Raw genomic sequence first — 23,064 nt, forward strand, 5'->3', positions numbered from 1 at the left:
AGGCACTCCGCCCATGCCATTTGATTTCACGCGGCGTCCCGTGCTGGCCGCCGTCGTCTCGCTGATCATCATCCTCCTCGGCCTCATCTCGCTCGAGCAGCTGCCGGTCTCGCTGTTCCCGAGCGTCGCGCCTCCCGAGGTCAACGTCACCGTCGAGTACACGGGCGCCAATGCCGAAACGGTCGCCAAGGCGGCGATCGTTCCACTCGAGCGGGCGATCAACGGCGTCCCCGGCATGAAGTACATGAGCAGCGACACCGGGAACGACGGTGTCGGCGTCGTGCAGATCCTGTTCGAGACGGGCACGGACCCCGACGTCGCCGCGATCAACGTTCAGAACCGCGTCAACGCCGTGATGGGCGAGCTGCCGGAGGAGGTCATCAAGAACGGGGTGAAGATCGCGAAGGAGGAGAACTCGATGCTCATGTACCTGAGCATCAACAGCGCCAACCCCGACCACGACGAGAAGTTCCTCTACAACTTCGCCGACATCAACGTGCTGGCGGAGCTCAAACGCATCCCCGGGGTCGGCTTCGCCGACATCCTCGGCGCCAAGGAGTACGCCGTCCGCGTGTGGCTCAAGCCCGCGAGCATGGCGGCGTATCAGGTCTCCGCCGACGAGGTCCTCGAGGCGCTGGACGCGTACAACCTCGAAGCGGCGCCTGGAAGGATCGGCGAGAACAGCGACAAGGGCCGTTCCCCCCTGCAGTACACGGTCAAGTACACCGGGAAGTTCAGCACGCCCGAGGAGTACGGCAACATCCCCATCCGCTCCACGCCCGGAGGCGAGATCCTCAAGATCAAGGATGTTGCCGACGTGGAGTTCGGCACGACCTACTTCGACGTCGAAGCGAAGTTCAACGGACGTCCCGCCGCGGCGATCATGCTCAAGCAGCTGCCGGGCTCGAACGCCAACGAGGTCATCGCGGCGGTGAAGGAGCGGATGGCCGCCTTGAAGGAGGAGGTCTTCCTCCCCGGCATGGACTACCACTACAGCTTCGACGTGAGCCGCTTCCTCGAGGCGTCGATGAAGAGCGTCGCGCAGACGTTCGTCGAGGCCTTCCTCCTCGTCGTCCTGGTGGTCTTCCTCTTCCTCCAGGACTGGAGGACGACCGTCATCCCCCTGTTCGCGGTGCCCGTCGCGCTGGTGGGCACGTTCTTCTTCATCCAGTTCCTGGGATTCTCCCTCAACCTCATCACGCTCTTCGCCCTGGTGCTCGCCATCGGCATCGTCGTGGACGACGCGATCGTCGTCGTGGAGGCGGTGCACGCGAAGATGGCCAGGTCCGGGCTGGGGCCGAAGGAGGCCACCCGGGAGGTGATGCGGGAGCTGACCCCCGCGCTGGTCGCCATCACGCTGGTGATGTCATCGGTGTTCGTGCCGGTGGCGCTCATCGGCGGTCCATCGGGGATGTTCTACCGGCAGTTCTCCCTCACCATGGCGATCGCCATCGTGCTCTCGGGGCTCGTGGCACTGACGCTGAGCCCGGCGCTGTGTGCCACGCTGCTGCGACGACACGCTTCGGGTTCCCACTCCGAAAGGCCGGGGTGGCTGGCCCGCCTCTTCGCACGGTTCAACGCGCGCTATGAGCGCCTGGAAGAGAGCTACGCGGGGCTCACCGCGCGGACGGCGGGTCACCGCATCTTCACCGTCCTTCTGCTCGGCGCCTTCCTCGCCGGCGGCGCCGTTCTCGTGCGCTTCGTCCCGGCGGGGTTCATCCCCAACGAGGACCAGGGCTTCTTCTATGTGAGCGTGACGACCCCGCCGGGCGCGACGCTGGAGCGGACCCAGGAGATTGTTGACGGCATCGTGCAGGCCGGAGGGGACCTGCCTGAGGTGGAGAGCATCGCCTCACTCGCCGGGACCAACATCCTCTCCGATGGAACGGGCGCCACGTACGGCACCTGCCTCGTGAACCTCAAGCCGTGGGGCGAGCGCCAGCGGCCGGTGGAGGAGGTCATCACCGCGTTCAAAGCCAGGACGAGGCACCTCCAGGGAGCGGAGCTCGAGTTCTTCCCGCCCCCGCCGGTGCCGGGCTACGGCAACGCGAGTGGGTTCGAGCTGCGGCTCCTCGACAAGACGGGGAGCGGCGATGTGGCGAAGATGGAGCAGGTGCTCGAGACGTTCCTGAGCGACCTCAGGGCGCGGCCGGAGATCGCCTCCGCCTTCACCATCTTCAACGCGCGCTTCCCGCAGTACCTGGTGTCAGTGGACATGGACAAGGCGGCGCAGAAGGGCGTCACGGCGAGGACCGCTCTGGACTCGCTCCAGACGATGCTCGGGAGCGAGTACGCGACCAACTTCATCCGCTTCGGGCAGATGTACAAGGTGATGGTCCAGGCAGCCCCCGAGGATCGCGCCGTCCCGGAGGACCTGCTTCGGCTGCAGGTCCGGAGCGAGCACGGGGAGATGGTGCCGCTCTCCGCATTCGTCACGCTGAGCAAGACCTACGGCCCGGATCAGATCACCCGCTACAACATGTATCCCTCGGCGGAGATCAACGGCGACGGAACGCCCGGGACGAGCAGCGGAACGGTGCTCGCGGCCGTTCAGGAGACCGCACGCGAGAGCCTCCCCCGCGGGTTCGCCATCGACTGGGCAGGCATCTCCCGGGATGCGGTCAACGCAGGCAACGAGGGCGCCTACGTGTTCCTGCTCTGCCTGGTGTTCGTCTACCTGGTGCTGGCCGCGCAGTACGAGAGCTTCGCGCTGCCGCTCCCGGTCATTCTGTCACTCCCGCCCGGCGTCTTCGGCGCCTTCCTGGGGCTCAAGCTGGCGGGCCTCGACAACAACATCAACGCCCACCTGGCGCTCATCCTCCTCATCGGTTTGCTGGGCAAGAACGCGATCCTCATCGTCGAGTTCGCCGAGCAGCGCCGGCGGGAGGGGGCGAGCATCTTCGAGGCCGCGGTGGAGGCGGCGAGGCTGCGGCTCCGGCCGATCTTGATGACGTCCCTGGCCTTCTTCGTGGGGCTGCTGCCGCTGGCGCTTGCCTCGGGCGCGGGCGCGGTGGGCAACCGGACCGTGGGCACCGCGGCCGCGTCGGGAATGCTGTTCGGCACGGTGTTCGGACTCCTTCTGGTCCCGGGCCTCTACTGCTCGGTCGCCACGCTCGCCGCCGGCCGGAAGAGCTCGGCGGGAGGGTCCACTCCGCACGCGCTGGAAAGCGCGGGTCTGACGAACGAGGAGCAGGCAGCGGCAGTAGCGAAGCAGGTGAGCGCATGAAGACACTCCCCCTCATTACTTTGTTCGGCGTCCTGGCTCTTGGCTGCGCTGCGCATGTGGACGCGGTGGTGAAGGAGCGCCCCCTGCCACAGGCGTTTCCCTCCGCGGACGCGGTGAGCGAAGGCCCAAGCAGCGCTGCGTTGAGCTGGCGCGAGTGGTTCGCCAATGAGCGGCTCAACGGGCTGATTGAGGAGGCGCTGCAAGGCAACCAGGACCTGCTCATCGCCGTGCAGCGGATCGAGATGGCGCGCGCCAGCGTCACCTCGACCACCGGAGCGCTGTTGCCTACGGTGGACGTGACCGCCGGAGTCGGCCTGCGCAGGTTCGGCCTCTACACCATGGACGGTGCCGGAAACGCGACGACGGACATCGCGCCGGGACAGCCTGTGCCGCTGCATCTGCCCGACTTCGGGGTGGGTCTGCAGTCCGTCTGGGAGGTGGACCTCTGGGGACGGCTTCGGAGTCAGCGCCAGTCCGCGATCGCGCAGTACCTTGCCACGGTCGAGGCGAGGACGCTGGTGCGGACGTCACTCGTCGCCGAGGTTGCGTCGGGCTACTACGACCTCGTGATGTCGGACCACACCCTCGAGGTGCTTCGACGGGCGGTGGAAAGACAGGAGCAGGCGCTGGCGATCGTGAAGCTGCAGAAGGAGGCGGGACGCTCGACCGAGCTCGCCGTCCAGCAGTTCGAAGCCCAGCTCGCCGAGACGAAGGCACTGGCGCGAGCGGCGAGGCAGAAGGTTCTCGAGTCCGAGAACCGGCTCAACCTGCTGCTCGGTCGTTACCCCACGCAGCTCGAGCGCGACCGGGACGTGCTCTTCGCGGAGCCGCCTCGAACGCTCTCCGCCGGAGTGCCTTCGGAGTTGCTCAGGAACAGGCCCGACGTCCGACAGGCGGAGCTGCTGGTCGAAGCGTCGAAGTTCGACCTGAAGGCCGCTCGCGCCGCCTTCTTCCCGAGTCTCAATCTCAGCGCGACCGTCGGCCTCCAGGCCTTCAACCCCGCCTATCTGGTGAGCATACCGGAGTCGGTGGCCTACTCCGTCCTGGGGGGGCTGATTGCGCCACTGGTGAACCGCGCCGCGATCGAGGCGCAGTTCGAAGGCGCGAAGGCGAATCAGCTCCAGGCCATGTACGAGTACCAACGCACCGTGCTCTCGGCCTACGTCGAGGTGGTCAACGCGCTTGCCGATGTCCAGAACACGGAGGAGATCCTCTCGCACAGAAGGAGCCAGAAGGCCGCCGTCGAAGGGGCGATCGCATCGGCGGACATCCTCTATCGCGCTGGAAAGGCGAGCTACCTGGAGGTCCTGCTCGCGCAGCAGAGCGCACTTCAAGCGGAGCTCGACCTCCTCGAAGCGGCCAGGCAGCGGCGGACCGCGCTGGTATCCGTCTACCGGGCACTCGGAGGCGGGGTGCAGTGAGTTGCGTATTCCGGCGAGGTGGAACACCCGTTCTGGCCATGTGGGTTGGTTGAGCTAGCGCCACGCGAATAGGCTCCAGCACGGGCCGAAGCGCTCCCGGGAGGCGGGCCGCGCCACGGGTTGTTGCAGAGCCGACACCCGGTCTCCACGTCAACGCAATGTGACGAGTCTACGAACCCGATGCATGGCTCCTGGAAACTCCGCTCCCGCAGTCCCTCACGCGGAGCTCGGCAAGTATCTGCTGCTCGCCACGTTGGGACGTGGCGGCATGGCCGAGGTGTACCTCGCCCTCGCTCGGGGTCCGGTCGGCTTCAAGAAGCTCGTCGTCATCAAGAAGTTGCGCCCGGACATGACCGACCAGGCCCCCATGGTCACCATGTTGCTGGACGAGGCGCGCCTGGCCGCCCGGCTCCACCACCCCAATGTCGTGCAGACCCTCGAGGTGGGCGAGAACGCCGCGGGCCCCTTCATCGCCATGGAGTACCTGGACGGCCAGCCACTCGACAAGCTCATCCGCGCCACCCTGCGCAGACCCGACCGGCCCGGCCCCTCCTTCTGGGGCCGCCTCGTCGCCGACGCCCTCGCCGGACTCCATTACGCCCACGAGCTGCGCGACTTCGACGGCTCGCCGCTCCACATCATCCACCGCGACGTCAGCCCTCATAACCTCTTCGTCACCTACGAGGGCGAGGTGAAGCTCGTCGACTTCGGCATCGCCAAGGCCGCGCTCTCCTCCGGCGAGGTGACGGAGGCCGGCCTCGTCAAGGGCAAGCTGGCCTACATGGCTCCGGAACAGGCCCTGGGGCAGCCCATGGACCGGCGCGCCGACGTCTTCGCCATGGGCGTGGTGCTCTGGGAGCTGCTCGTCGGCCAGCGGCTGTGGCACGCAGACACCCCCGCGGCCACGCTTCAGAAGCTGATGCAGGAGCCCATTCCCCCGCTCTCGGTGCTCGTGCCGGGCCTGGACGCGCGACTGGAAGCCGTCTGCATGCGCGCGCTGGAAAAGGACCCGGCCCGGCGCTACCCCACCGCGGGGCAGTTCCGCGAGGAGCTGGAGGCCGCGCTCGAGGGCCTCAGCCCCCGCGCGCCGCGCCGCGACGAGGTCGCCCGCACCCTCCAGGCCCTCTTCGCCGAGGAGCGCGCCAAGGTCGAGGAGCGCATCCAACAGATGATGCGCTCGGCCCAGGACGAGGATCTGGACCTGGACGTGACGGTCGAGGGCGAGCCCCTCGCCCCCGCCCTGCCCAGCCTCGTCACCCCGGCCAGCCGCAAGCAGCACACCAATCCCTTCTCGCGCTCTGGGCCCTCGGGTGGCGGTACGCAGGTCTCCGGTGCGAGCCCGCGAGCCATCCCGGACACCGCGGCGCCCGCTCAGGCCCCTACCGGCCCGTCCACCCCGGAGCCCGGTTCGCTCCCCGGGGCTCGGGCACCTGGGGCCGCGAATTCGCGGGGAGTCGTCCTGGCCGGGGTCGCCGTCGCGCTGGTGCTGCTGGCCGGCGGCGCCGCGCTGGTGGGGCGGCGTGACCCCGGGCCCCGTCCTTCGGCGGCGGTGGCCGTGGCGGAGCCCCCTGCCCCACCCGCCGCGCCGCTGGACCCTGAGGCCACGGGCGAGCTGGTGCTCCGCATCTGCGGCTCCAACACCGTCGGCGCGGAGCTGATGCCAACGCTGGTGGAAGCATTCCTCAAGCAGAAGGGGGCCAGCGAGATATCGCGCGTGGCGGGCCCCCAGGCCGATCAGCTCTACATCTCGGCCCAGGTGGCCGGCCAGCCCCGGCCGCAGCTCATCCGTATCGACGCACAGGGCAGCGCCACCGCCTTCACGGGCCTGGCGGCGCGCACGTGCGATCTGGGCATGGCCTCGCGCCCGGTGAAGGACGACGAGGCCGAGAAGCTGAAGGCCGCGGGCCTCGGGGATGTGCGGCTGCCCGGCGGCGAGCACGTGCTGGCGCTCGACGGCATCGCCGTCATCGTCCACCCGTCCAACCCGGTGCGCGAGCTGACGGTGGAGCAGCTCCAGGGCATCTTCTCCGGCCGGCTCGAGGACTGGTCCCAGGTGGGCGGCGTGACGGGTCCCATCCGCCTCTACGCGCGCGACGACCGATCGGGCACCTTCGACACCTTCCAGAACCTGGTGCTTCACAAGGACAAGCTGGCCGGCGGCGCGAAGCGGTACGAGGACAGCAACAAGCTGTCGGATGACGTGGCGGGCGATCCCTCGGGCATTGGCTTCATCGGCGTGGCCTACGTGCGCAACGCGAAGGCGCTGGCGGTGACTCGCGGGGAAGCCCTCCCGACGTTCCCCTCGGCCTTCACCGTCAACACCGAGAGCTACGCCCTGGCGCGCCGCCTGTACCTGTACACACCAGTGGGCACCCGGGTGCCCATGATGTCCAACCTGGTGGGCTTCGCGCTGTCCCCGGCCGGCCAGGAGGTGGTGCGTGCGCAGGGCTTCGTGGACCTTTCCGTCGAGGCCCAGGTGGTGGAGGCCTGCACCCGGTGCTCACCGAAGTACCGGCAGTTCGTGAAGGGCGCCCGGCGGCTCAGCCTGGACTTCCGGTTCCGCGCCGACGGCGACACCCTGGACTCGCGAGGCCAGCGTGACCTGGAGAGGCTGGTGCTCTTCCTGCGGGGCCACACTGGCAAACGGCTGCTGCTGCTGGGCTTCTCCGACGCGAGGGAGAACCCGGCCGCCAGCCACAAGCTCTCCCTGGAGTGGGCGAAGCGGGTGGGCTCGGAGCTGTCGGCGCGCGGCGTCCACGCCGTGGAGGTGAGGGGCTTCGGCGCGGAGATGCCGGTGGCGCCCAACACGGACCCGGCTGGCCGCGAGCGCAACCGGCGCGTCGAGGTGTGGCTCGAGGGCTGAGGCTCGCGTCGAGCCCACCTGACCGGTTCACTGCTGCTCGCCGGCCTCGTCCGTGGACCGCTGTGCTTCCGGCAGTGCTGGCTGGTAGCGCAGCAGGCGCAGTGAGTTGAGCACCACGATCTGCGTGCTCAGGTTGTGCATGATGGCGGCCATCACCGGGTTGAGCAGGCCCAGCGCGCCAATGGCCACGCCTCCCGAGTTGACCACCACCGACACGGCATAGTTCTGCTGGATGACGCTCAACGTGCGGCGCCCGAGCGTCAGCACGTCCACCACGCCGCGCAAGTCATTGGAGGCCAGGGCGATGTCCGCGGCCTCCACGGCCACGTCACTGCCCGCGGTATCCAGCGCGATGCCCACGTTGGCCAGCGCGAGCGCGGGAGCATCGTTGATGCCGTCGCCCACCATCGCCACCCGGGCCCCCTCGTCGCGCAGCTGGCGGATGAGGGCGTACTTGTCGTCCGGCAGCAGGTTGGCCTTCACCTCGTCGATGCCCAGGTGCCGGGCCACCACGGCGGCGCTCGTGGCGGCGTCGCCCGTCAGCATCAGGATGCGGCGGATGCCCGAGGCGCGCAGGGCCTCGATGGCCTCGGCCGCCTCGGGCCGCACCGTGTCGGCCACTCCCACCACGCCGACCGCCTTGTCGTTCACCGCGACGCAGATGGCCGTGTCGCCGCTGCGCTGGAATTCCTCCACCTCGCGATCCAATGCCTCCGTCACGGGCACGTCGTGCTCGCGCAACAGCCGGCGGCTTCCCACCAGGATCCGGTTGCCCGCCAGGTCCGCCCTCATGCCCCGGCCCACCACCACCTCGCAGCGGGTGTGCTCCGGCACCTTCATCTCCCGCTCACTCGTGTACTGGAGCACCGCCAGCGCCAGCGGGTGCTGGCTGTGCAGCTCGCCACTGGCCGCCACCGTGACCACGTCCAGCGGCGGGTACTCCGCGTCCAGCGAGACGACGCGCGTCACCCGCGGCGTGCCGACCGTGAGCGTTCCCGTCTTGTCGAAGACGATGGTGTCCAGCGAGCCCGCCTCCTCGAGGTAGGCACCGCCCTTGATGAGGATGCCGCGCCGGGCCGCGTTGCCGATGGTGGCGGTGACGGCCGTGGGCGTGGCGAGGCCGGCCGCGCACGGGCAGGCCACCACCAGCATGGTGAGCGCCCGGCGGTAGTCCCCGGTGAGCAGCAGCACCAGTCCCGACATGGCGAAGGACCACGGCACGAAACGGCTGCTGAAGCGCTCTCCCACCAGCTCGATGGGAGCCTGGTGCTCGCGCGCCTCCTCCACCCGCTGGATGAGCCTCCCCATCGCCGTCTGGTTCCCCAGGCGCGTCGCCCTCACCTGGAGATGGCCCGCCACCAGCAACGTGCCGGCGTACACCTCGTCTCCCGAGGCCTTCATCACCGGGAGGCTCTCGCCAGTGATGGGCGCCTGGTTGACGGTGCCGTTGCCGCTCACCACGGTGCCATCCACGGCCACCTTCTGGCCCTCGTAGAAGGCCACCGTCTGCCCCACCTGCACCTCGCTCAGCGGACGCTTCACCTCCGTGCCGTCCACCACCACGAAGACCTCGTCCTCGCCCAGCGACAGCAGCTCCTCGATGGCCTGGCGCGAACGCCGCAGCGTGAGGAAGCGGAGGTACTCGCCCAGGTTGAGCAGCCAGATGACCACCAGCGCCGGCACGTTCTCGCGCAGCACGAGGCTGGCGATGGTGGCCACCGTCACCAGCGTGTCCGTGTCGATGTGGCTCGGCTGCCCCAGGCTGCGCACACCTCCCTTGAAGAACGGGTAGCCGGTGATGAGCGTCACCAGGCCCGCCACCGTCTTCAGGGGCCCCGAGATGGGCGCGCTCCGCCGGCCCACCAGCAGCTTCTTGACCAGCACCAGCGTCAGCACCGCTCCGCCGATCATCAAACGGAGGACGTGCCCCCGCTCCACCGCGTCACTCTCCTCCTTGGTGAGCTCGTAGGGGTTGTCATGGTGGTGGTGGTGGCCCGGTACGCCTTCGGTGTCGGTGTGCTTGCCCGACAATTCCTGCACGTGGGGCGTGCCCCTCGGCCGCGGCTCTTCCGGAGATGGCTCCGGGCGAGACAGGAGCTCCTCCACCGCCCGGGCCAGCGCCTCGGTGGGTGGAGTCCCGCCCCGCCAGAGCAACAGGACACCGCCGGTGAGCGGGTTGACCTGCGCCTGCTCCACCCCGGGCAGGCGCGCCGCGTCCTGCTCGAGCGCCCGCGCGAGCCGGCTCCGCCCCTTCACCCGCGCCACCCGGTAGCGCGTGCGTCCCGGAATGTCGGACAGCACCTCCACGCGTCGCGCTCCGGCCACCGCCATCTCAGCTCTCCGTCTTGGAAGGAGGGGGGGTGGAATGGGCGTGACCGTGGTCATGCCCGTGGTGGTGGTGGTGATGGCCGTGCGGCTCTTCCTCCTCGCCCATCTCGTGGCGCGCCTCCGCCACCACGTCCTCGAAGTGCTCGCGCGTCTGCTCGGCCACCTGGGACAGCCAACGGCCCGTCCGGATGCCTCCCTTCACGGCCGTCCGCAACACGGGCCGCAACGCCCTCGCCATCGGCCCTCCCGCCGCCCCCATCACCGCCGCCAGCGCGAAGCCCAGGCCAAAGCCCGTCAGCCCGCTCACGCCCCGGCGGGGAACGGTCTCCAGCACGCCCTCCTCCACCTCAGTGCCCTCGTTCCCCTTCACCCGAGTCCTGACCACCTGAGCCCTGCTGACCACGCGTGCCTTGGCCCGCGACCCTCCGGCCATGTCCCCACTCCTTTCAGCCCACCCTGGTCGAGATAGGTCGGTGTTCTTCACCCGACAACCTGACGCCTGACAGCCAGGTCAGTGACCGCCCCGGGAACCTCGGGGATTCGAGGGCATGGAGTGTCACCAGGGCCCAACCGGGCCGCAGGGCAAAGCATGGTGCACGGCTCAGGCCGTCTCCCCGGCAGACGGTTCATCCTCTCCCTCGCGCACCATCACCCAGGGCGGGAAGGGATCCTCGAGCTGGCTCCAGCCCTCCGGGCCCTGGGTGAGCTCCTCATCGGTGAGCAGACACTCCTCGAGCGCCTCGCGCAGCAGCGTCTGGTCCACCTGCCGGGTGATGAAGACGATCTCCTGGCGCCTGTCACCCCAGGGCGCTTGCATCTCCTGCTCGAGCTCGGCCCGGACCTCGGGCTCCTCGGGCCACTCCTCCCGGGGCACGGCGTCCCACCACAACCCCGCCGGCTCGAAGGAGCAGGCCCCTCCCGCCTGGGCCCACACGCCCGTCACCTCCATGCGCGTGGCCAACCAGAAGAACCCCTTGGAGCGCAGCACGCCCTTCCAGCTTCCATGGATGAACTCCCAGAGACGCCCCGGGTGGAAGGGTCGACGGGCACGAAAGACGAAGCTCTCGATTCCATACTCCTCGGTCTCGGGAACGGTCTCGCCGCGCAATGTCCGCAGCCAGCCGGGGGCGCGCTGGGCCTTCTCCAGGTCGAAGAGTCCCGTCTCCAGCACCTCGGACAGCGGAACCCGGCCGTGCTGGACGCGCACGAGCCTCGCGCCCGGATTGAGTTGCCGGAGGATGGACTCCAGCTCCCCCAACTGCTCGGGCAACACCAGGTCCGTCTTGTTCAGCACCAGCACGTCCGCGAACTCCACCTGCTCCACCAGCAGGTCCACCACCGTGCGCTCATCCTCCTCGCCCGCGGCGATTCCCCGCTCCCGCAGCTCCTCGGTGTCCTCCCAGTCCTTCAAGAAGTTGAAGGCGTCCACCACCGTCACCAGGGTGTCCAGCCGGGCCACCTCCGCCAGGCTCCGGCCCTGTTCGTCCGTGAAGGTGAACGTCTCCGCCACCGGCATGGGCTCGGCGATGCCGGTGGACTCGATGAGCAGGTGATCGAAGCGGCCCTCGCGCGCCAGCCGGCCCACCTCCACCAGCAGATCCTCGCGCAGCGTGCAACAGATGCAGCCGTTGCTCATCTCCACCAGCTTCTCGTCCACGCGCGACAGCGAGGCCCCGCCCTTCACCAGCCGGGCGTCGATGTTCACCTCGCTCATGTCATTGACGATGACGGCCACCCGGCGGCCCTCCCGGTTGTTGAGCACGTGGTTGAGAAGCGTCGTCTTCCCCGCGCCCAGGAAGCCCGAGAGCACGGTGACTGGCAGGCGTCCATCGCTCATGGCGTGCCCTCCCCCCGCGCGGAGCGCTCGTTCTTCGTCGTCGTGTCGGAGTGTCCGGTCTCCGCGGTGGACACCGAGTGGATGATGGTCCGGTCAACCTTGGGCATGGTGGCGCTCCTTGTAGCGCCGCGCCCCTGTTGATGCAACTCTGTTGCATCTGAATGACGGAAAGGACGGCCGGCTGCTGATCGTGAGCGCCAGAGTCCCTATCATCCCCTCATGGCCCCAACGAACGAACCGACGTTCCAGGAAATCGCCGAGACGATCCGCCGGCTGGAGGAGCTGCTGGACCGCGTCCCGGATCCGCTCGCCCGGGACATCCGCCAGAAGATCTCCCACCTGCGTGCCCTGCTCCTCGAACAGCGCTCGCCCAACCTCGTCCTCGTGGGCCGCCGCGGCGCCGGCAAATCCTCCCTCATCAACGCCCTCTTCGGCGCCCGCGTCGCCGAGGTCGGTCACGTCAAGGCCCAGACGGGCCGCGGCCGCTGGTTCGACGTCCAGGGCGAGCTCGGCACCCTCTCCATCCTCGACACCCGCGGCATCCAGGAGGGCTCCCGCCCCGAGGAGGCCGATGAGGCCGATACCCCCATCGACTCCATCCTCGACGAGGTCCGCCGCAAGGCCCCCGACGCCCTCCTCTTCCTCATCAAGGCCACCGAGGTCGATGCCGCCATCGACGCCGACCTGGACGTCCTCGCCCAGATCGTCTCCGCCGTCGAGCAGGCCCACGGCATTCGCCCTCCCCTCCTCGCCGTCGCCACCCACTGCGACCTGCTCGAGCCCAAGCGCACCGACCTCCACCACCCCGACGCCCAGGACCCCTCCGACCTCCAGGAGAAGCTCCGTCACGTCGAGGCCGTCGAGCGTCAACTGCGCGAGAAGCTCCGCTCCCGCGATGAGCTGCGCGGCGAGCTCGTCACCGTCATGGGCATCTCCTCCTATCTGTCCTGGCGCCCCGATGGCACCATCCGCTCCGACGAGCGATGGAGGCTGGGCGAGCTCGCCCAGGTCCTCTTTCGCGAGCTTCCTGAACAGGGCCGCCTCGTCCTCGCCCGCGTGACTCGCGTCCGCGCCCTCCAGGAGGAGCTCGCCAACGCCCTCACCCGCGCCATGGCCTCCCTCTGCATGGGCCTCGCCGTCGTCCCCATCCCCATCGCCGACATCATCCCCATCACCTCCGCCCAGGTCAGTCTCATCGTCGGCATCGCCTGGATCTCCGGCCGCCAGTTGGACCTCAAGGCCTCCGCCGAGTTCCTCGCCGCCCTCGGCGTCAACGTCGGCGCCGCCTTCGCTCTCCGTGAGACCGCCCGCGCCCTCGTCAAGTTCGTCTTCCCTGGGGCGGGCAGTGTCGTCTCCGGGGCTGTTGCCTTCGCTGGGACGCTCGCCATCGGGGCTGCTGCTCGCGCCTTCTTTCTCCGCGGGGTCTCCGCCGAGGAGGCCCGGAACCTGTTTCAGTCCACTCGCGCTTCCGCCGAGGTGAACCCGGACCGCGCACTGACCAGCGGGTGAGGCACAGAGGGGAGGACGGGGGCTTTTACCCTCACCCCGTCCCTCTCCCAGGGGGAGAGGGGTTGGTTGCTCGTTTTCTCCTCGGGGGACGGAGGCTTTTATTTAGCGAGTGACCAGTCACTTTCTTTTTATCGAGGCCGCCGGTACACTCCTCGTATGTCTGAGTCTTCCCCGGTGGCCGCTCCTCGCGCCCGACGCACCCAGCAGGAACGGCGGGATTCCACCCGCCTCAAACTGCTCGAGGCCACCGTCGAGTGTCTCGTCGAGCTCGGCTACGCCCAGGCCACCACCATCGCGATCGCCCAGCGCGCCGGCATCTCCCAGGGCGCCCTGTTCAAGCACTTCCCCACCAAGGCCGAGCTGCTCGCCGCCTCCGTCGCCCACCTCTTCCCCAGGCTCATCGCCGAGTACCGCGACGGTCTCGACGCCGTCCCCCACCCGGACCGCGTCTCCCTGGCCATCGAGCGCCTGTGGTCCATCTACCAGCGCCCCGAGCTGATCGCCGCCCTCGAGCTGTACGTCGCCGCGCGCACCGACACCGAGCTCGCCTCCGCCCTCGGCTCCGTCGACCCGCCCCACCGCCGCCACCTCCACCAGGTCGCTCGCGAGCTCTTCCCCTCCGCCGCCTCCTCCCACCCCGACTTCGACGCCACCATCGAGCTCATCCTCAACGCCGTCCAGGGCGCCGCCGTCGGTGGGGTCGCCCTCCCCGCCAATCCCGCTCACCGCCAGATGCTCGCCCTCCTCACCCAGCTCGCACTCCGCGCCCTCTCCCCTCCACCCCAGCCCTAGCGAGTCCCTCCATGGCTGACCTTCCTTCCTTCGATCCCACCCAGCTCGCCACTCCGGCGTTCATCCTCTTGATGGTCATCGAGAGCGTCTGGCTCGCACGCCACCGCGAGGAAGGTCTCGTGGGCTACGCCGTCAAGGACACCGCGGCCAGCCTCACCATGGGCACCGTCTACTCGCTCATCTACATGCTCTGGAAGGGCGTCGAGTACGCCTTCTACCTCGCCCTCTACGAGCTCACGCCCCTCAAGCTCGGCACCGGCGTGCTCACCTGGGTCGCGCTCTTCTTCGCCGAGGACCTCTGCTATTACTGGTTCCACCGCGTCCATCACGAGTCCCGCTTCTTCTGGGCCTCGCACGTGGTGCACCACTCCAGTCAGCACTACAACCTCTCCACCGCCCTGCGGCAGACGTGGACGCCCATGACGGGTCTGCTCTTCTGGGCGCCGCTCGCGCTGCTCGGCTTCCACCCCGCCCTCATCCTCACCCAGCACGCCATCAGCCTGCTCTACCAGTTCTGGATCCACACCGAGTCCATCGGCCGCATGGGTCCGCTCGAGTGGGTGCTCAACACGCCCTCGCACCACCGCGTCCACCACGGCGCCAACCCGCGCTACCTGGATCGCAACTACGCCGGCATCCTCATCATCTGGGACCGGCTCTTCGGCACCTTCCAGCCCGAGGACGAGCGCCCCGTCTACGGCCTCACCAAGAACATCCAGACGTACAACCCCGTGCGCATCGCCTTCCACGAGTACGCCGCCATCGTCCGTGACGTGCTCCGCCCCAACCCGCTCCGCGTCCGGCTCGGCCTCGTCTTCCGCAACCCCGCCTGGAAGCCGCCGGAGCCCTCAGTCGCGGCAGCAGGCGATGGCGCCGTCCTGCGAACGGAAGAAGGCGGTCGTCAGCTCCCGTCCCACCCAGGCGCATAGCACCTCGTACGTCCGCCGCCGCGCGCCTCCCACGCGCGCGGGCTCGCGGATCAGCGTCTCCGGGTGCCGGATGAAGACGTTGTAGCCCAGGATGCACCCGTCCGAGCGCAGCACCGTGATGCCATCCGTGGCCATCATCCCGCGCAGCAGCTGCGCCGCCGAGCTCACCGCCGACGCCGCCTCCACGTCCGGGCTCTCGTGGTAGCGCATCACCCGCGCCACCATGTCGATGGGCTCCTCCAGCAGCACCCCGTCCACGAACAGCGGCGAGCCCGAGCTCCCCTTGGGCAGCACCGCCACCAGCGTGCCGTGCGCGGCCTGCATCGCCTCGAAGAGCACCCGCCGGTAGAAGTCCCGCGTCAGGCTCCTCGCCGGATCCTTCAGGTCCGACGTCAGCCCCAGCGCCAGCTCGTCCATGGCCACCGTGGGCAGCGTCACCTCCGCCCTCGCGCCCGACAGGAAGACGTGCCGGTACAGGCCCCCCATTCCCCTCAGCTCGATGATGTTCTCCGCCAGTTGCAGCACGCCCACCAGGCGTTGTGAGCGATCTCCCGCCCGCCGCATCCGCTCCAGCGGCGTCTCCACCAGCGGGAAGGGATCCGTCTGGAAGATGCCGTAGGCGAACCCCTCCGGCACCAGCAGCACGTACAGCGACCACCACCGTCCCTGGCCCAACGGCGCGCACTGCTTGAGCGCCCGCTGGATCGTCTCCCGCGTCCGAGGGCCCTTTCCGATCGCGACCGGATCCCTCCCGCCGAGCACCCGCAGCATCCCCTCCAGGTCGTCTCCCAGGAACGCCACTGGGAAGAGCGGCTCGCCCTCCTCGCGGTAGCGCGACAGCGTCACCATGAGCTCGCTGAGTGGATCCCCCACCTTCTCGGGACCCAACCCGGCCTCATTGAGGAAGGAACAGACCGCGTCCGACAGCAGGTGCCGGAAGGAAAGGACCGGGGACTCTCCCGGAGCCAGATTGCTCATGGATGTCCTCAGTCTCCCCCAGATCCAGCCGCTCGTGCAGCCCTCATGACTCGGCCTGGCTGGTCGCCCTTCGCCGGATTAGCACGTCTGATATCTCTCCCGTTTGACTGATTGCTGGAATCCAAGAAAAATGAGAGTAACAGGTGTGCACAGGGCCGAGCCTCCTGCACGAACCTCTCCCCCCCGGAGGTACAGGTGAGCAATCGGAGCGCGATCGCGGTGTTGGTGGAAGGTGGCTCCCCGAGCATGCTTCCAGCCAGGGCCATCGAGGTGGACGCGGGCGTGGCGCTGCCCGTGGCCTTCGGTGGCCTGCGGAAGATCCTCCAGGCCTGCGAGGACGCGGCGCCGGAGGCCGTGCGCCCCCTGGCGCGACAGCGGCCCTCCGAGTGGAACCGCCTCTTCCCCGGCGCCATCCAGGGGGTCCCGGATCTCACCGATCTGGCCCTCACCCCGTCCGAGCGCCGGCTCCACCGCGAGTCGGAGGAGATCTTCTGGATCCTCAACCTCGCGGCGCGCGCCATCGTGGAGACGCTGCGGGTGAGCGGGAGGCCGCTCGTCATCCACGGGGCCGGAGAGTGCGATCTGGTCAGCCTGCGCGCGGTGATGCGGGCGGCCGAGTGGGGCCGGCTGGAGCAGCTCGAGGGCCGCATCCTGCTCACCGGCTGGAACGTGCGCCGGCCGCACTACGCCGCCTTCTTCGAGGAGCGGCGCCGGGCCTTCCTCGACTCGCTCTGCGATCGGATGCACACCGCGCGCCCCGGCGGGGGCGTGGGCCCCGTGTCCGGCCGGGCGCTGGAGCCGGCCGTGGACCTCGAGGGCCGCTACCTGCGCCACGTGGTGGATGACGAGGCGCCACTGGAGCACCGCATCGCCGCGGCCGTGCTCGCCATCCGCGGCTGCTTCTTCACCACCAACTACGAGGGCGCCCTGCTCGCCGCCGAGCGGGGACTGGCGCTGCTCGATGCCGCGGGAGACGCGCTCTCCCCCGCGCGGGTGCTCGAGGGCTGGGACGCGCTCGACACGGGCTTCACCACGCCGGCCATCGAGATCGACCGGACGAGCCTGGGAGACGCGGAGGAGCTGCGCGTGCTCTTCGAGCGCGGCATCGGCGTGGTGCACGTCTTCACCGGCCAGCACGACGAGGCGCTGGAGGCCTTCGGCCGGGGCCTGGAGCGCCGGGTACCACCGGAGCGGCTCGCGCACCTGCACATGTTCCGCGCCCTCACCCGCACCAAGCGTCTGGCGCAGATGCCCGACGCCCGCGCCGAGGTGGAGGCGGGGTTGAAGCTGCTGGAGGGCACCCGGGAGACCGGGCTGCGCCTGCTGCACGAGGCCTGGCTGCGCAACGTCTACGCGCTCACGTACTTCCTGGAGAAGAAGCTCGAGCTGGCGCAGGAGCAGGAGAAGCTGGCCATGCGCTGCGTGGGAGACCTGCACGACGCGAGCGCCACGCACTTGAAGATCAACCTCATCTCCAACGCGAGCTACCTGCAGGAGACGGCGCGCAACTACCCGGTCTCCATCGCCATCTGGCGGCGCTTCGAGAAGATCAGCGAGAACTGGGGCGCGAACTTCGCCAAGCACCACCGCTACCGGCTGGCCGCGCTGCAGATGGCCAACGGCGAGCGCGAGGCCGCCGTGAGCAGCTACACCGAGGCCTATGAGTGCGCCGGGAAGCTGGGAGATCCCCTGCACCAGCAGGTGATCGCCGCCGACCTGGGGCTGCACCTGCTGGACGCACAACCGGCCACCGCGGCGCAGTGGTTCTCGCGGGCAGCGGAGCACGGACGGGTCACCGGAGAGCCCCTCCGGGTGGCGCAGAGCCTCGCCGGCCAGGTGCTGGCCGAGGGCAGCCGGGACTGGGCGGAGGCCCTGCGCTGCGCCAACGCGAGCACCACCACCCCGGCCGAGACGGAGCCGCTGAAGCAGGCGCTCTCTCACGGTGACGCCGAGGCCGTGCGCAAGGCCCTGCCCCGCCCGCGCAGCAAGCTCAACCGCCCCTTCGACGCGGTGAATCTGTACTGAGCGTGTAGACCCGAAGTTCTTTGATGTCTCAACGGGTTCCCCTGGCATAGCGTTCCCGGAAGCATGCGGAACACCATTCGCTGGGGCATCCTCGGAACGGGCAGGATCGCGGGACTCTTCGCGCAGGGGCTGCGGGAGATTCCCGACGCCCGGCTGGTCGCGGTGGGCTCGCGCTCGCGTCAGAGCGCCGATGCGTTCGCCCGCGAGCACGGGGCCGCGCGTGCCCATGGCTCCTACGAGGAGCTGGTACGTGACGCCGAGGTGGACGTCGTCTACGTGGCCACGACCAACAACGCGCACCGGGACAACTGCCTGCTGGCGCTCGAGCACGGCAAGGCGGTGCTGTGCGAGAAGCCCTTCACCCTGGACGCCGCCGAGGCCACCGCCGTCGTCGAGGCGGCCCGGGCGCGCGGGCTGTTCTGCATGGAGGGCATGTGGATGCACTGCGTGCCCGTGATGCGCGAGCTGGAGTCGCTGGTTCGTCAGGGGGCCATCGGCGACGTGCGCATGCTCACCGCGCAGCTCGGCTTCCCCGTGGAGTTCGACGCGCGGCACCGCCTCTTCGATCCGGCGCTCGGCGGCGGCGCGCTGCTGGACCTGGGCGTCTACCCGCTGGCCCTCGCGCTGCGGTTGATGGGCAAGCCCACGCGCATCACCAGCCAGGCGGTGCTCGGGAAGACGGGGGTGGACGAACAGTGCACCGTGCTCCTCGAGTTCCCCGAGGGCCGGCAGGCGGCGATCACCACCAGCATCCGCAACCGCACGACCAACGACGCGGCCCTCATGGGCACGGAGGGGATGATCCACCTCCACGAGCCCATCTACCGCCCGGAGACGCTGTCGCTGGTGCGCGCGCCCCGGCAGGGCGGTGCTCGCACGGCTTCACGGGTGCGAGGATACGCGGAGCGGCTCGGGCTGGATCGGATCGCTCGGCACCCGCGGGTGCGCGACGTGCGCGAGCTCCTCCAGCTCGTGAGGGCGGAGCGGGTGACAAGCCGGGTGCTCGGCAACGGCTACGCGCACGAGGCCCTCGAGGTCATGCGCTGCCTGCGAGAGGGGCTGAAGGAGAGCCCGCTGATGCCGCTCGACGAGTCCGTGGAACTGATGAGGACGGTGGATGCCATCCGCCGTGAATGGACGCGCCAGGGCCGGGAGTAGAGGCGCACCGAAGTGGGGGGGATGCCCCAGAGGACGAAGGAGACATGCGTATCGCCATCGTCGGCACGGGCTACGTCGCCGACTACTACCTGAAGACGCTGCCCAACCACCCCCGCCTGCAGTTGGTGGGCGTCATGGACCGGGACGGGCCCCGTGCCGAACGCTTCGCGCGTTTCCACCACGTGCCCCGGGTGTACCGCACCTACGAGGAGCTCCTCGCGGATGAGCGCGTGGAGTGCGTGGTGAACCTGACCAACCCGGGCAGCCACTACGCGTTGACGAAGGCGGCCCTGGAGGCGGGCAAGCACGTCTACTCGGAGAAGCCGCTGGCCATGGAGATGCCCCTGGCCGAGGAGCTGGTGGCGCTCGCCGAGTCGCGGAGGCTCCAGCTCGCGAGCGCGCCGTGCAATCTGCTCAGCGAGACGGCGCAGACGCTGTGGAAGGCGCTGCGCGAGGAGCGCATTGGCAAGGTGCGCCTGGTGTACGCGGAGCTGGACGACGGGCCCATCCACCTGATGAAGCCCGAGCGGTGGCGCAGCGACTCGGGCAACCCGTGGCCGCTGAAGGACGAGTACGAGGTCGGCTGCACGCTGGCCCACGCGGGCTACTACATCACCTGGATGGTGGCCTTCTTCGGCCCGGCCGTGCGCGTCACGTCCTTCTCCACGGTGCTCACGCCGGACAAGGGCCAGGAAGTGGAGCGGCAGACGCCGGACTTCAGCGTGGCCTGCATCGAGTTCGCGTCGGGCACGGTGGCGCGGCTCACGCACAGCATCTACGCGCCGTATGACCACGGGCTGCGGATCATCGGAGACCGGGGCATCCTGAGCACGCAGGAGTGCTGGACCTACGGCTCGCCGGTGTACCTGCGGCGGAGAGACGCGCTCGGGTTGAAGGCGGAGAAGAATCCGCTGAAGGCGAAGCTGCTGGGGCTGGGCCCCGAGAAGCTGCCGCTGGTGCCCGGTCCCGGCCAGCCCCGCGCGGCGAGGAAGGCCAACGTCATGGATGTCTCGCGAGGCATCGCCGAGATGGCCGAGGCGGTGGACCAGCGGCGTCCGTGCAGGCTGTCCCCACGGTTCGCCCTGCACGTGAACGAGGTCACCCTCGCCATCCAGCACCCGGTGGAGCCCGGCACCCCGAGGAAGATGACGACGACGTGCGGCCCCATCGCGCCGATGCCGTGGGCGCTGTAGCCCGTGCCGGCTACCTGGGGCGCCGCATGGGCTGTGCGCTGAAGTCGCGGCGGATGCGTTCGGCCGCCTCCTCGAATCCGGCCTCCGCGAGCCTCGCCGTGGTCCATTTCACTCCCTCGGCCATGTCGCGGATGACGATGTAGGACGTGGGCATGGGAATCACGTGGAAGATGGCGCTCTGCACCAACCGGATGAACGGAGAGGTGACGATGAGCGCGCAGCCGATCAGGCGCTCACGAATGAGTTCCTGATGCGCCTTCAGCCACTCGGCCTGTTGCTGCCGCTGCGCGGCCGTGAGCAGGGCGAGCTCACCCATGTCGACGATGCTGACGTACCGCTCCCCCCGCAGGAGATAGGCCTCCCCCCTGGCCAGATACTCTGTGTGGTCCGCGTCCGTCGGAACCCCATGGAACCGGGAGATGAGCAGTGGCCAGTGTGAGTCGTCGACCGTGATGGAAGCACCCATGCCTCCTCCTGGGTGCCAGCATGCCCGATTCCACACCGACGAATTCAACCCACCCTGGCCAGGAGTGGCTCGAAGTGGATCCGCCTTCACGCCAGGTGCCAGCGAGGCGGAAAGGCCAGCAACGGGCCATGCTGCTTCTTGGTGGAGGACGGTGGGCCCGTCCTCCACCGGAGTGTCCGACCGCGCCGCTAGTAGTTGTAGCGGTAGACGTAGATGTTCGACGCCGTGCCGTCGGACTCGTGCCAGGCGACAAGCGGCTGACCGTTGTTGTCGAGGGTCAGCACCGGCTTGAAGGCCGCCGTGCTGATCCCCGAGGCCGCGCTGAGCGGGGCCCCCAGGAGCTGCCACTCGCTGCCCGTCCAGCGGCTCACCCTGATGGAACGCTCGGGTGAGGAGAAACCACTCCAGGCGATGAGGGGATGCCCGTCATTGCCCATGATGAGAGAGGGCGCTGTATTGTCCGTCGAGATGCCGTTGATGGGGGAGGTACCGAGCATCTTCCATGCGCTCCCATCCCAGCGAGCGGCGTAGATGACACAACCCGACTGCTCGGAGCCATCCGGGCACTCCTGCCAGGCGATGTACGGGTTGTCGGCCCCGTCCAGCGTCAGTGAAGGATAGGTCGCCTTGCGCTTCAGCGGGCTGGTGACCACCTCTCCGCCCAGGAGGCCAGCGCCATTGCTCTTCTGCACGGCGATTCCTCGGACGGATAGGGAGTCTGAATACGCGTCATAGGCAACGACCTCCGCGTTCTTCGCGGCCACCGTCGCGACCTGGACCCACCCGACGTTGTGGATGCGATTGGTGGGCTGCTCGATGGAGAACTGAGCCGACCAGAAATTGTGGGTCGGATTCAACCAGAAGAGGGGCTCCAGGTAGGTCAACGTACCATTGTAACGACTCGTGACGACAACCGGGGTGTTGGAGCTGGCGAGCGTCATGGCCGGGGCCCCGCGAGTCTCGGAGTCGGGCAGAGGGCCGAACTCAGGGAGAGCCTCCCAGGCACCACTCCACTTCTTCCCGTGGAGATTGATGCTGGTTCCGTTGGACTGGTACTCCCGCCACACGAGGTAGATCTGATTGTCGGAAGTGATGCTCATGGCGGGCATGTCCGCGCTGGTGGCGTTTCCATCGACCGCGCTCAGTGCGCCCCCCAGGGCTTCCCACTTCGTCCCGTTCCAACGATGGGCGTGGATGTTCTTCGCGGTACCGCCGAGCTCGGCCCAGGCCACCACGGGATTGCCGTCCGTCCCGACCTTCATGGCCACGTTCTCGGCGGGAGTGTTCCCCGTCACCGCACTGAGAGCTCCGCCGACGGGCAGCCAGACCGGAAGCGAGAAGAGCCAGGCGGTCGACCCGGAGAGCGTGTTGCCCGCCAGGTCCGTCAGGGGCGCCGTGTCCATCCCCAGGGAGATGGTGACCGTACTCGGGACGGGCAGCGGCTCCGTCGGAGTCAGGGTCAGCGTCTTCCCATCCGTGGAGAGAGCGAGCGTCTTGGCGACGTTCGTCCCCCCCGCCCTCACCAGAATCGAGGAGTCGGTCACCGACGACGCCTTCAGCGCCTCGGAGAAGGTCACCTGGAACGCCTGGCGGGCGGAGACATTGTTGCTTCCAGCCTCCGGCGTACGCGTCTGCGCGACGGGCGCCGTGCGATCCACCGTGACGGTGATGGCCGGGCTCGTGAACGACGCGCCACCGCGGGTCGCACGTGCGGTGAGCTGATGGCTGCCCTCGGACTCCTGGGTCGTATCCCAGGTGTACTGGTACGGAGACCCGGTGAGCCGCGCCAGAACGGTCGCTCCCTTCAGCAACTCGACGAAATCCGCCGTCCCGCCCTCCACCGCCACCCGCAGCTGAACCGAGTCCTTCACGTACGCCTGTCCCTGGCTCGGGCTCTCCCACTTCACCAGGAGGTCTCCCTGCCGCACCACCGTGAGCGACACCGTGGTTTCCCGGGACAGCGAGCCAGCGGCCGCGCGCACCGTGAGCGTCGTGGTCCCGGGCGCCGCGTTCGCATCGACACTCACCGTCAGGGAGCCACTCGAGCTACCGGAGGCAATGGTGGCGGGCTGCGCCGAGATGCCCGCCGGGGGATTGACGAGGCTGACCGATACGTCGTCGCTGAAGCCATCCGTCCGGGAGAGGGAGAGTGGGAAGGTATGGCTGCCGCCCTGGAAGACGCTGGCCTGGGTGGACCCGGAGATGCTCAGCGAGAACCCTCCCTGAGGGTCAACGGTCCCCGAGTCGGGCTGCTGCCCATCGACATCGGGGACGTTGATGCAACCGAAGCAGGACAACAACACCACTGGAACGAGAAATTTGGTTCGTAGGGGCATGGT

At 68.9% G+C, this 23,064-nt stretch carries 15 protein-coding genes; 9 read left to right on the forward strand and 6 right to left on the reverse strand.

What is annotated here, in order from left to right; translation table 11 throughout:
* Window positions 1–13: 13 nt before the first annotated feature.
* The 3 genes from NR810_RS24040 to NR810_RS24050 all read left to right on the forward strand — a co-directional run bounded on the left by NR810_RS24040 (window position 14) and on the right by NR810_RS24050 (window position 7,510).
* Entirely contained in the window at window positions 14–3,226 is a 3,213-nt protein-coding gene (locus NR810_RS24040; protein ID WP_257455687.1) for an efflux RND transporter permease subunit, read from the forward strand.
* Window positions 3,223–4,647 carry an efflux transporter outer membrane subunit gene (locus tag NR810_RS24045; protein ID WP_257455688.1) on the forward strand — a complete coding sequence of 475 codons (1,425 nt, stop codon included), beginning with the start codon at window positions 3,223–3,225 and terminating at the stop codon, window positions 4,645–4,647. The genes NR810_RS24040 and NR810_RS24045 overlap by 4 nt, the downstream gene beginning before the upstream one ends.
* Before the next feature lie 184 nt (window positions 4,648–4,831).
* Entirely contained in the window at window positions 4,832–7,510 is a 2,679-nt protein-coding gene (locus NR810_RS24050; RefSeq protein ID WP_257455689.1) for a protein kinase domain-containing protein, read from the forward strand.
* A gap of 27 nt (window positions 7,511–7,537) precedes the next feature.
* On the opposite strand, the gene NR810_RS24055 is transcribed toward NR810_RS24050, so the two are convergent.
* From NR810_RS24055 to zigA, 3 genes are all read right to left on the reverse strand, one after another.
* On the reverse strand, window positions 7,538–9,841 hold the full coding sequence (locus NR810_RS24055; protein ID WP_257455690.1) for a heavy metal translocating P-type ATPase: 2,304 nt from the start codon (window positions 9,839–9,841) through the stop codon (window positions 7,538–7,540).
* A 1-nt stretch (window position 9,842) separates the two neighbouring features.
* Window positions 9,843–10,271 carry a hypothetical protein gene (locus tag NR810_RS24060; RefSeq protein ID WP_257455692.1) on the reverse strand — a complete coding sequence of 143 codons (429 nt, stop codon included), beginning with the start codon at window positions 10,269–10,271 and terminating at the stop codon, window positions 9,843–9,845.
* Between the two features lie 168 nt (window positions 10,272–10,439).
* Window positions 10,440–11,675: a zinc metallochaperone GTPase ZigA gene (zigA, locus tag NR810_RS24065; protein ID WP_257455693.1), complete on the reverse strand. Its 1,236-nt coding sequence runs from the start codon at window positions 11,673–11,675 to the stop codon at window positions 10,440–10,442.
* Window positions 11,676–11,894: 219 nt separating this feature from the next.
* Between zigA and NR810_RS24070 the strand changes: the two genes are divergently transcribed.
* From NR810_RS24070 to NR810_RS24080, 3 genes are all read left to right on the forward strand, one after another.
* Window positions 11,895–13,184, forward strand: coding sequence for a GTPase family protein (locus NR810_RS24070; RefSeq protein WP_257455695.1), 1,290 nt, complete (start codon window positions 11,895–11,897; stop codon window positions 13,182–13,184).
* A gap of 156 nt (window positions 13,185–13,340) precedes the next feature.
* A complete protein-coding gene (locus NR810_RS24075) occupies window positions 13,341–13,976 on the forward strand; it encodes a TetR/AcrR family transcriptional regulator (RefSeq protein WP_257455697.1) in 636 nt (211 codons plus the stop codon).
* 11 nt (window positions 13,977–13,987) lie between these two features.
* Complete coding sequence (locus NR810_RS24080) at window positions 13,988–14,905, forward strand: sterol desaturase family protein (RefSeq protein WP_257455699.1); 918 nt, start codon at window positions 13,988–13,990, stop codon at window positions 14,903–14,905.
* Here the strand turns inward: NR810_RS24080 and NR810_RS24085 are convergent.
* Window positions 14,825–15,883 (reverse strand): hypothetical protein, encoded by a 1,059-nt coding sequence (locus tag NR810_RS24085; RefSeq protein WP_257455701.1) that lies wholly within the window; start codon window positions 15,881–15,883, stop codon window positions 14,825–14,827. The two genes, NR810_RS24080 and NR810_RS24085, sit on opposite strands and share 81 nt — an antisense overlap.
* Before the next feature lie 195 nt (window positions 15,884–16,078).
* Between NR810_RS24085 and NR810_RS24090 the strand changes: the two genes are divergently transcribed.
* The 3 genes from NR810_RS24090 to NR810_RS24100 all read left to right on the forward strand — a co-directional run bounded on the left by NR810_RS24090 (window position 16,079) and on the right by NR810_RS24100 (window position 20,259).
* A complete protein-coding gene (locus tag NR810_RS24090) occupies window positions 16,079–17,908 on the forward strand; it encodes a hypothetical protein (RefSeq protein ID WP_257455703.1) in 1,830 nt (609 codons plus the stop codon).
* A gap of 63 nt (window positions 17,909–17,971) precedes the next feature.
* Window positions 17,972–19,066: a Gfo/Idh/MocA family protein gene (locus NR810_RS24095; protein WP_257455705.1), complete on the forward strand. Its 1,095-nt coding sequence runs from the start codon at window positions 17,972–17,974 to the stop codon at window positions 19,064–19,066.
* A gap of 44 nt (window positions 19,067–19,110) precedes the next feature.
* Window positions 19,111–20,259, forward strand: a complete 1,149-nt coding sequence (locus tag NR810_RS24100) for a Gfo/Idh/MocA family protein (protein WP_257455706.1) — start codon at window positions 19,111–19,113, stop codon at window positions 20,257–20,259.
* Window positions 20,260–20,269: 10 nt separating this feature from the next.
* Here NR810_RS24100 and NR810_RS24105 read toward each other — a convergent pair whose 3' ends face one another.
* A complete protein-coding gene (locus NR810_RS24105) occupies window positions 20,270–20,725 on the reverse strand; it encodes a hypothetical protein (protein ID WP_257455708.1) in 456 nt (151 codons plus the stop codon).
* A 188-nt stretch (window positions 20,726–20,913) separates the two neighbouring features.
* On the reverse strand, window positions 20,914–23,061 hold the full coding sequence (locus NR810_RS24110) for an Ig-like domain-containing protein (protein WP_257455709.1): 2,148 nt from the start codon (window positions 23,059–23,061) through the stop codon (window positions 20,914–20,916).
* Window positions 23,062–23,064 lie beyond the last annotated feature (3 nt).

It is taken from the genome of Archangium lipolyticum, from assembly GCF_024623785.1.
GTDB lineage: Bacteria > Myxococcota > Myxococcia > Myxococcales > Myxococcaceae > Archangium > Archangium lipolyticum.

Excerpts from the sequence above, each read along its gene's own strand:
- NR810_RS24040 (WP_257455687.1), top strand. The coding sequence starts at position 14 with ATGCCATTTGATTTCACGCGGCGTCCCGTGCTGGCCGCCGTCGTCTCG.
- NR810_RS24045 (WP_257455688.1), top strand. The coding sequence starts at position 3,223 with ATGAAGACACTCCCCCTCATTACTTTGTTCGGCGTCCTGGCTCTTGGC.
- NR810_RS24050 (WP_257455689.1), top strand. The coding sequence starts at position 4,832 with ATGGCTCCTGGAAACTCCGCTCCCGCAGTCCCTCACGCGGAGCTCGGC.
- NR810_RS24055 (WP_257455690.1), bottom strand. The coding sequence starts at position 9,841 with ATGGCGGTGGCCGGAGCGCGACGCGTGGAGGTGCTGTCCGACATTCCG.
- NR810_RS24060 (WP_257455692.1), bottom strand. The coding sequence starts at position 10,271 with ATGGCCGGAGGGTCGCGGGCCAAGGCACGCGTGGTCAGCAGGGCTCAG.
- zigA (WP_257455693.1), bottom strand. The coding sequence starts at position 11,675 with ATGAGCGATGGACGCCTGCCAGTCACCGTGCTCTCGGGCTTCCTGGGC.
- NR810_RS24070 (WP_257455695.1), top strand. The coding sequence starts at position 11,895 with ATGGCCCCAACGAACGAACCGACGTTCCAGGAAATCGCCGAGACGATC.
- NR810_RS24075 (WP_257455697.1), top strand. The coding sequence starts at position 13,341 with ATGTCTGAGTCTTCCCCGGTGGCCGCTCCTCGCGCCCGACGCACCCAG.
- NR810_RS24080 (WP_257455699.1), top strand. The coding sequence starts at position 13,988 with ATGGCTGACCTTCCTTCCTTCGATCCCACCCAGCTCGCCACTCCGGCG.
- NR810_RS24085 (WP_257455701.1), bottom strand. The coding sequence starts at position 15,883 with ATGAGCAATCTGGCTCCGGGAGAGTCCCCGGTCCTTTCCTTCCGGCAC.
- NR810_RS24095 (WP_257455705.1), top strand. The coding sequence starts at position 17,972 with ATGCGGAACACCATTCGCTGGGGCATCCTCGGAACGGGCAGGATCGCG.
- NR810_RS24100 (WP_257455706.1), top strand. The coding sequence starts at position 19,111 with ATGCGTATCGCCATCGTCGGCACGGGCTACGTCGCCGACTACTACCTG.
- NR810_RS24105 (WP_257455708.1), bottom strand. The coding sequence starts at position 20,725 with ATGGGTGCTTCCATCACGGTCGACGACTCACACTGGCCACTGCTCATC.
- NR810_RS24110 (WP_257455709.1), bottom strand. The coding sequence starts at position 23,061 with ATGCCCCTACGAACCAAATTTCTCGTTCCAGTGGTGTTGTTGTCCTGC.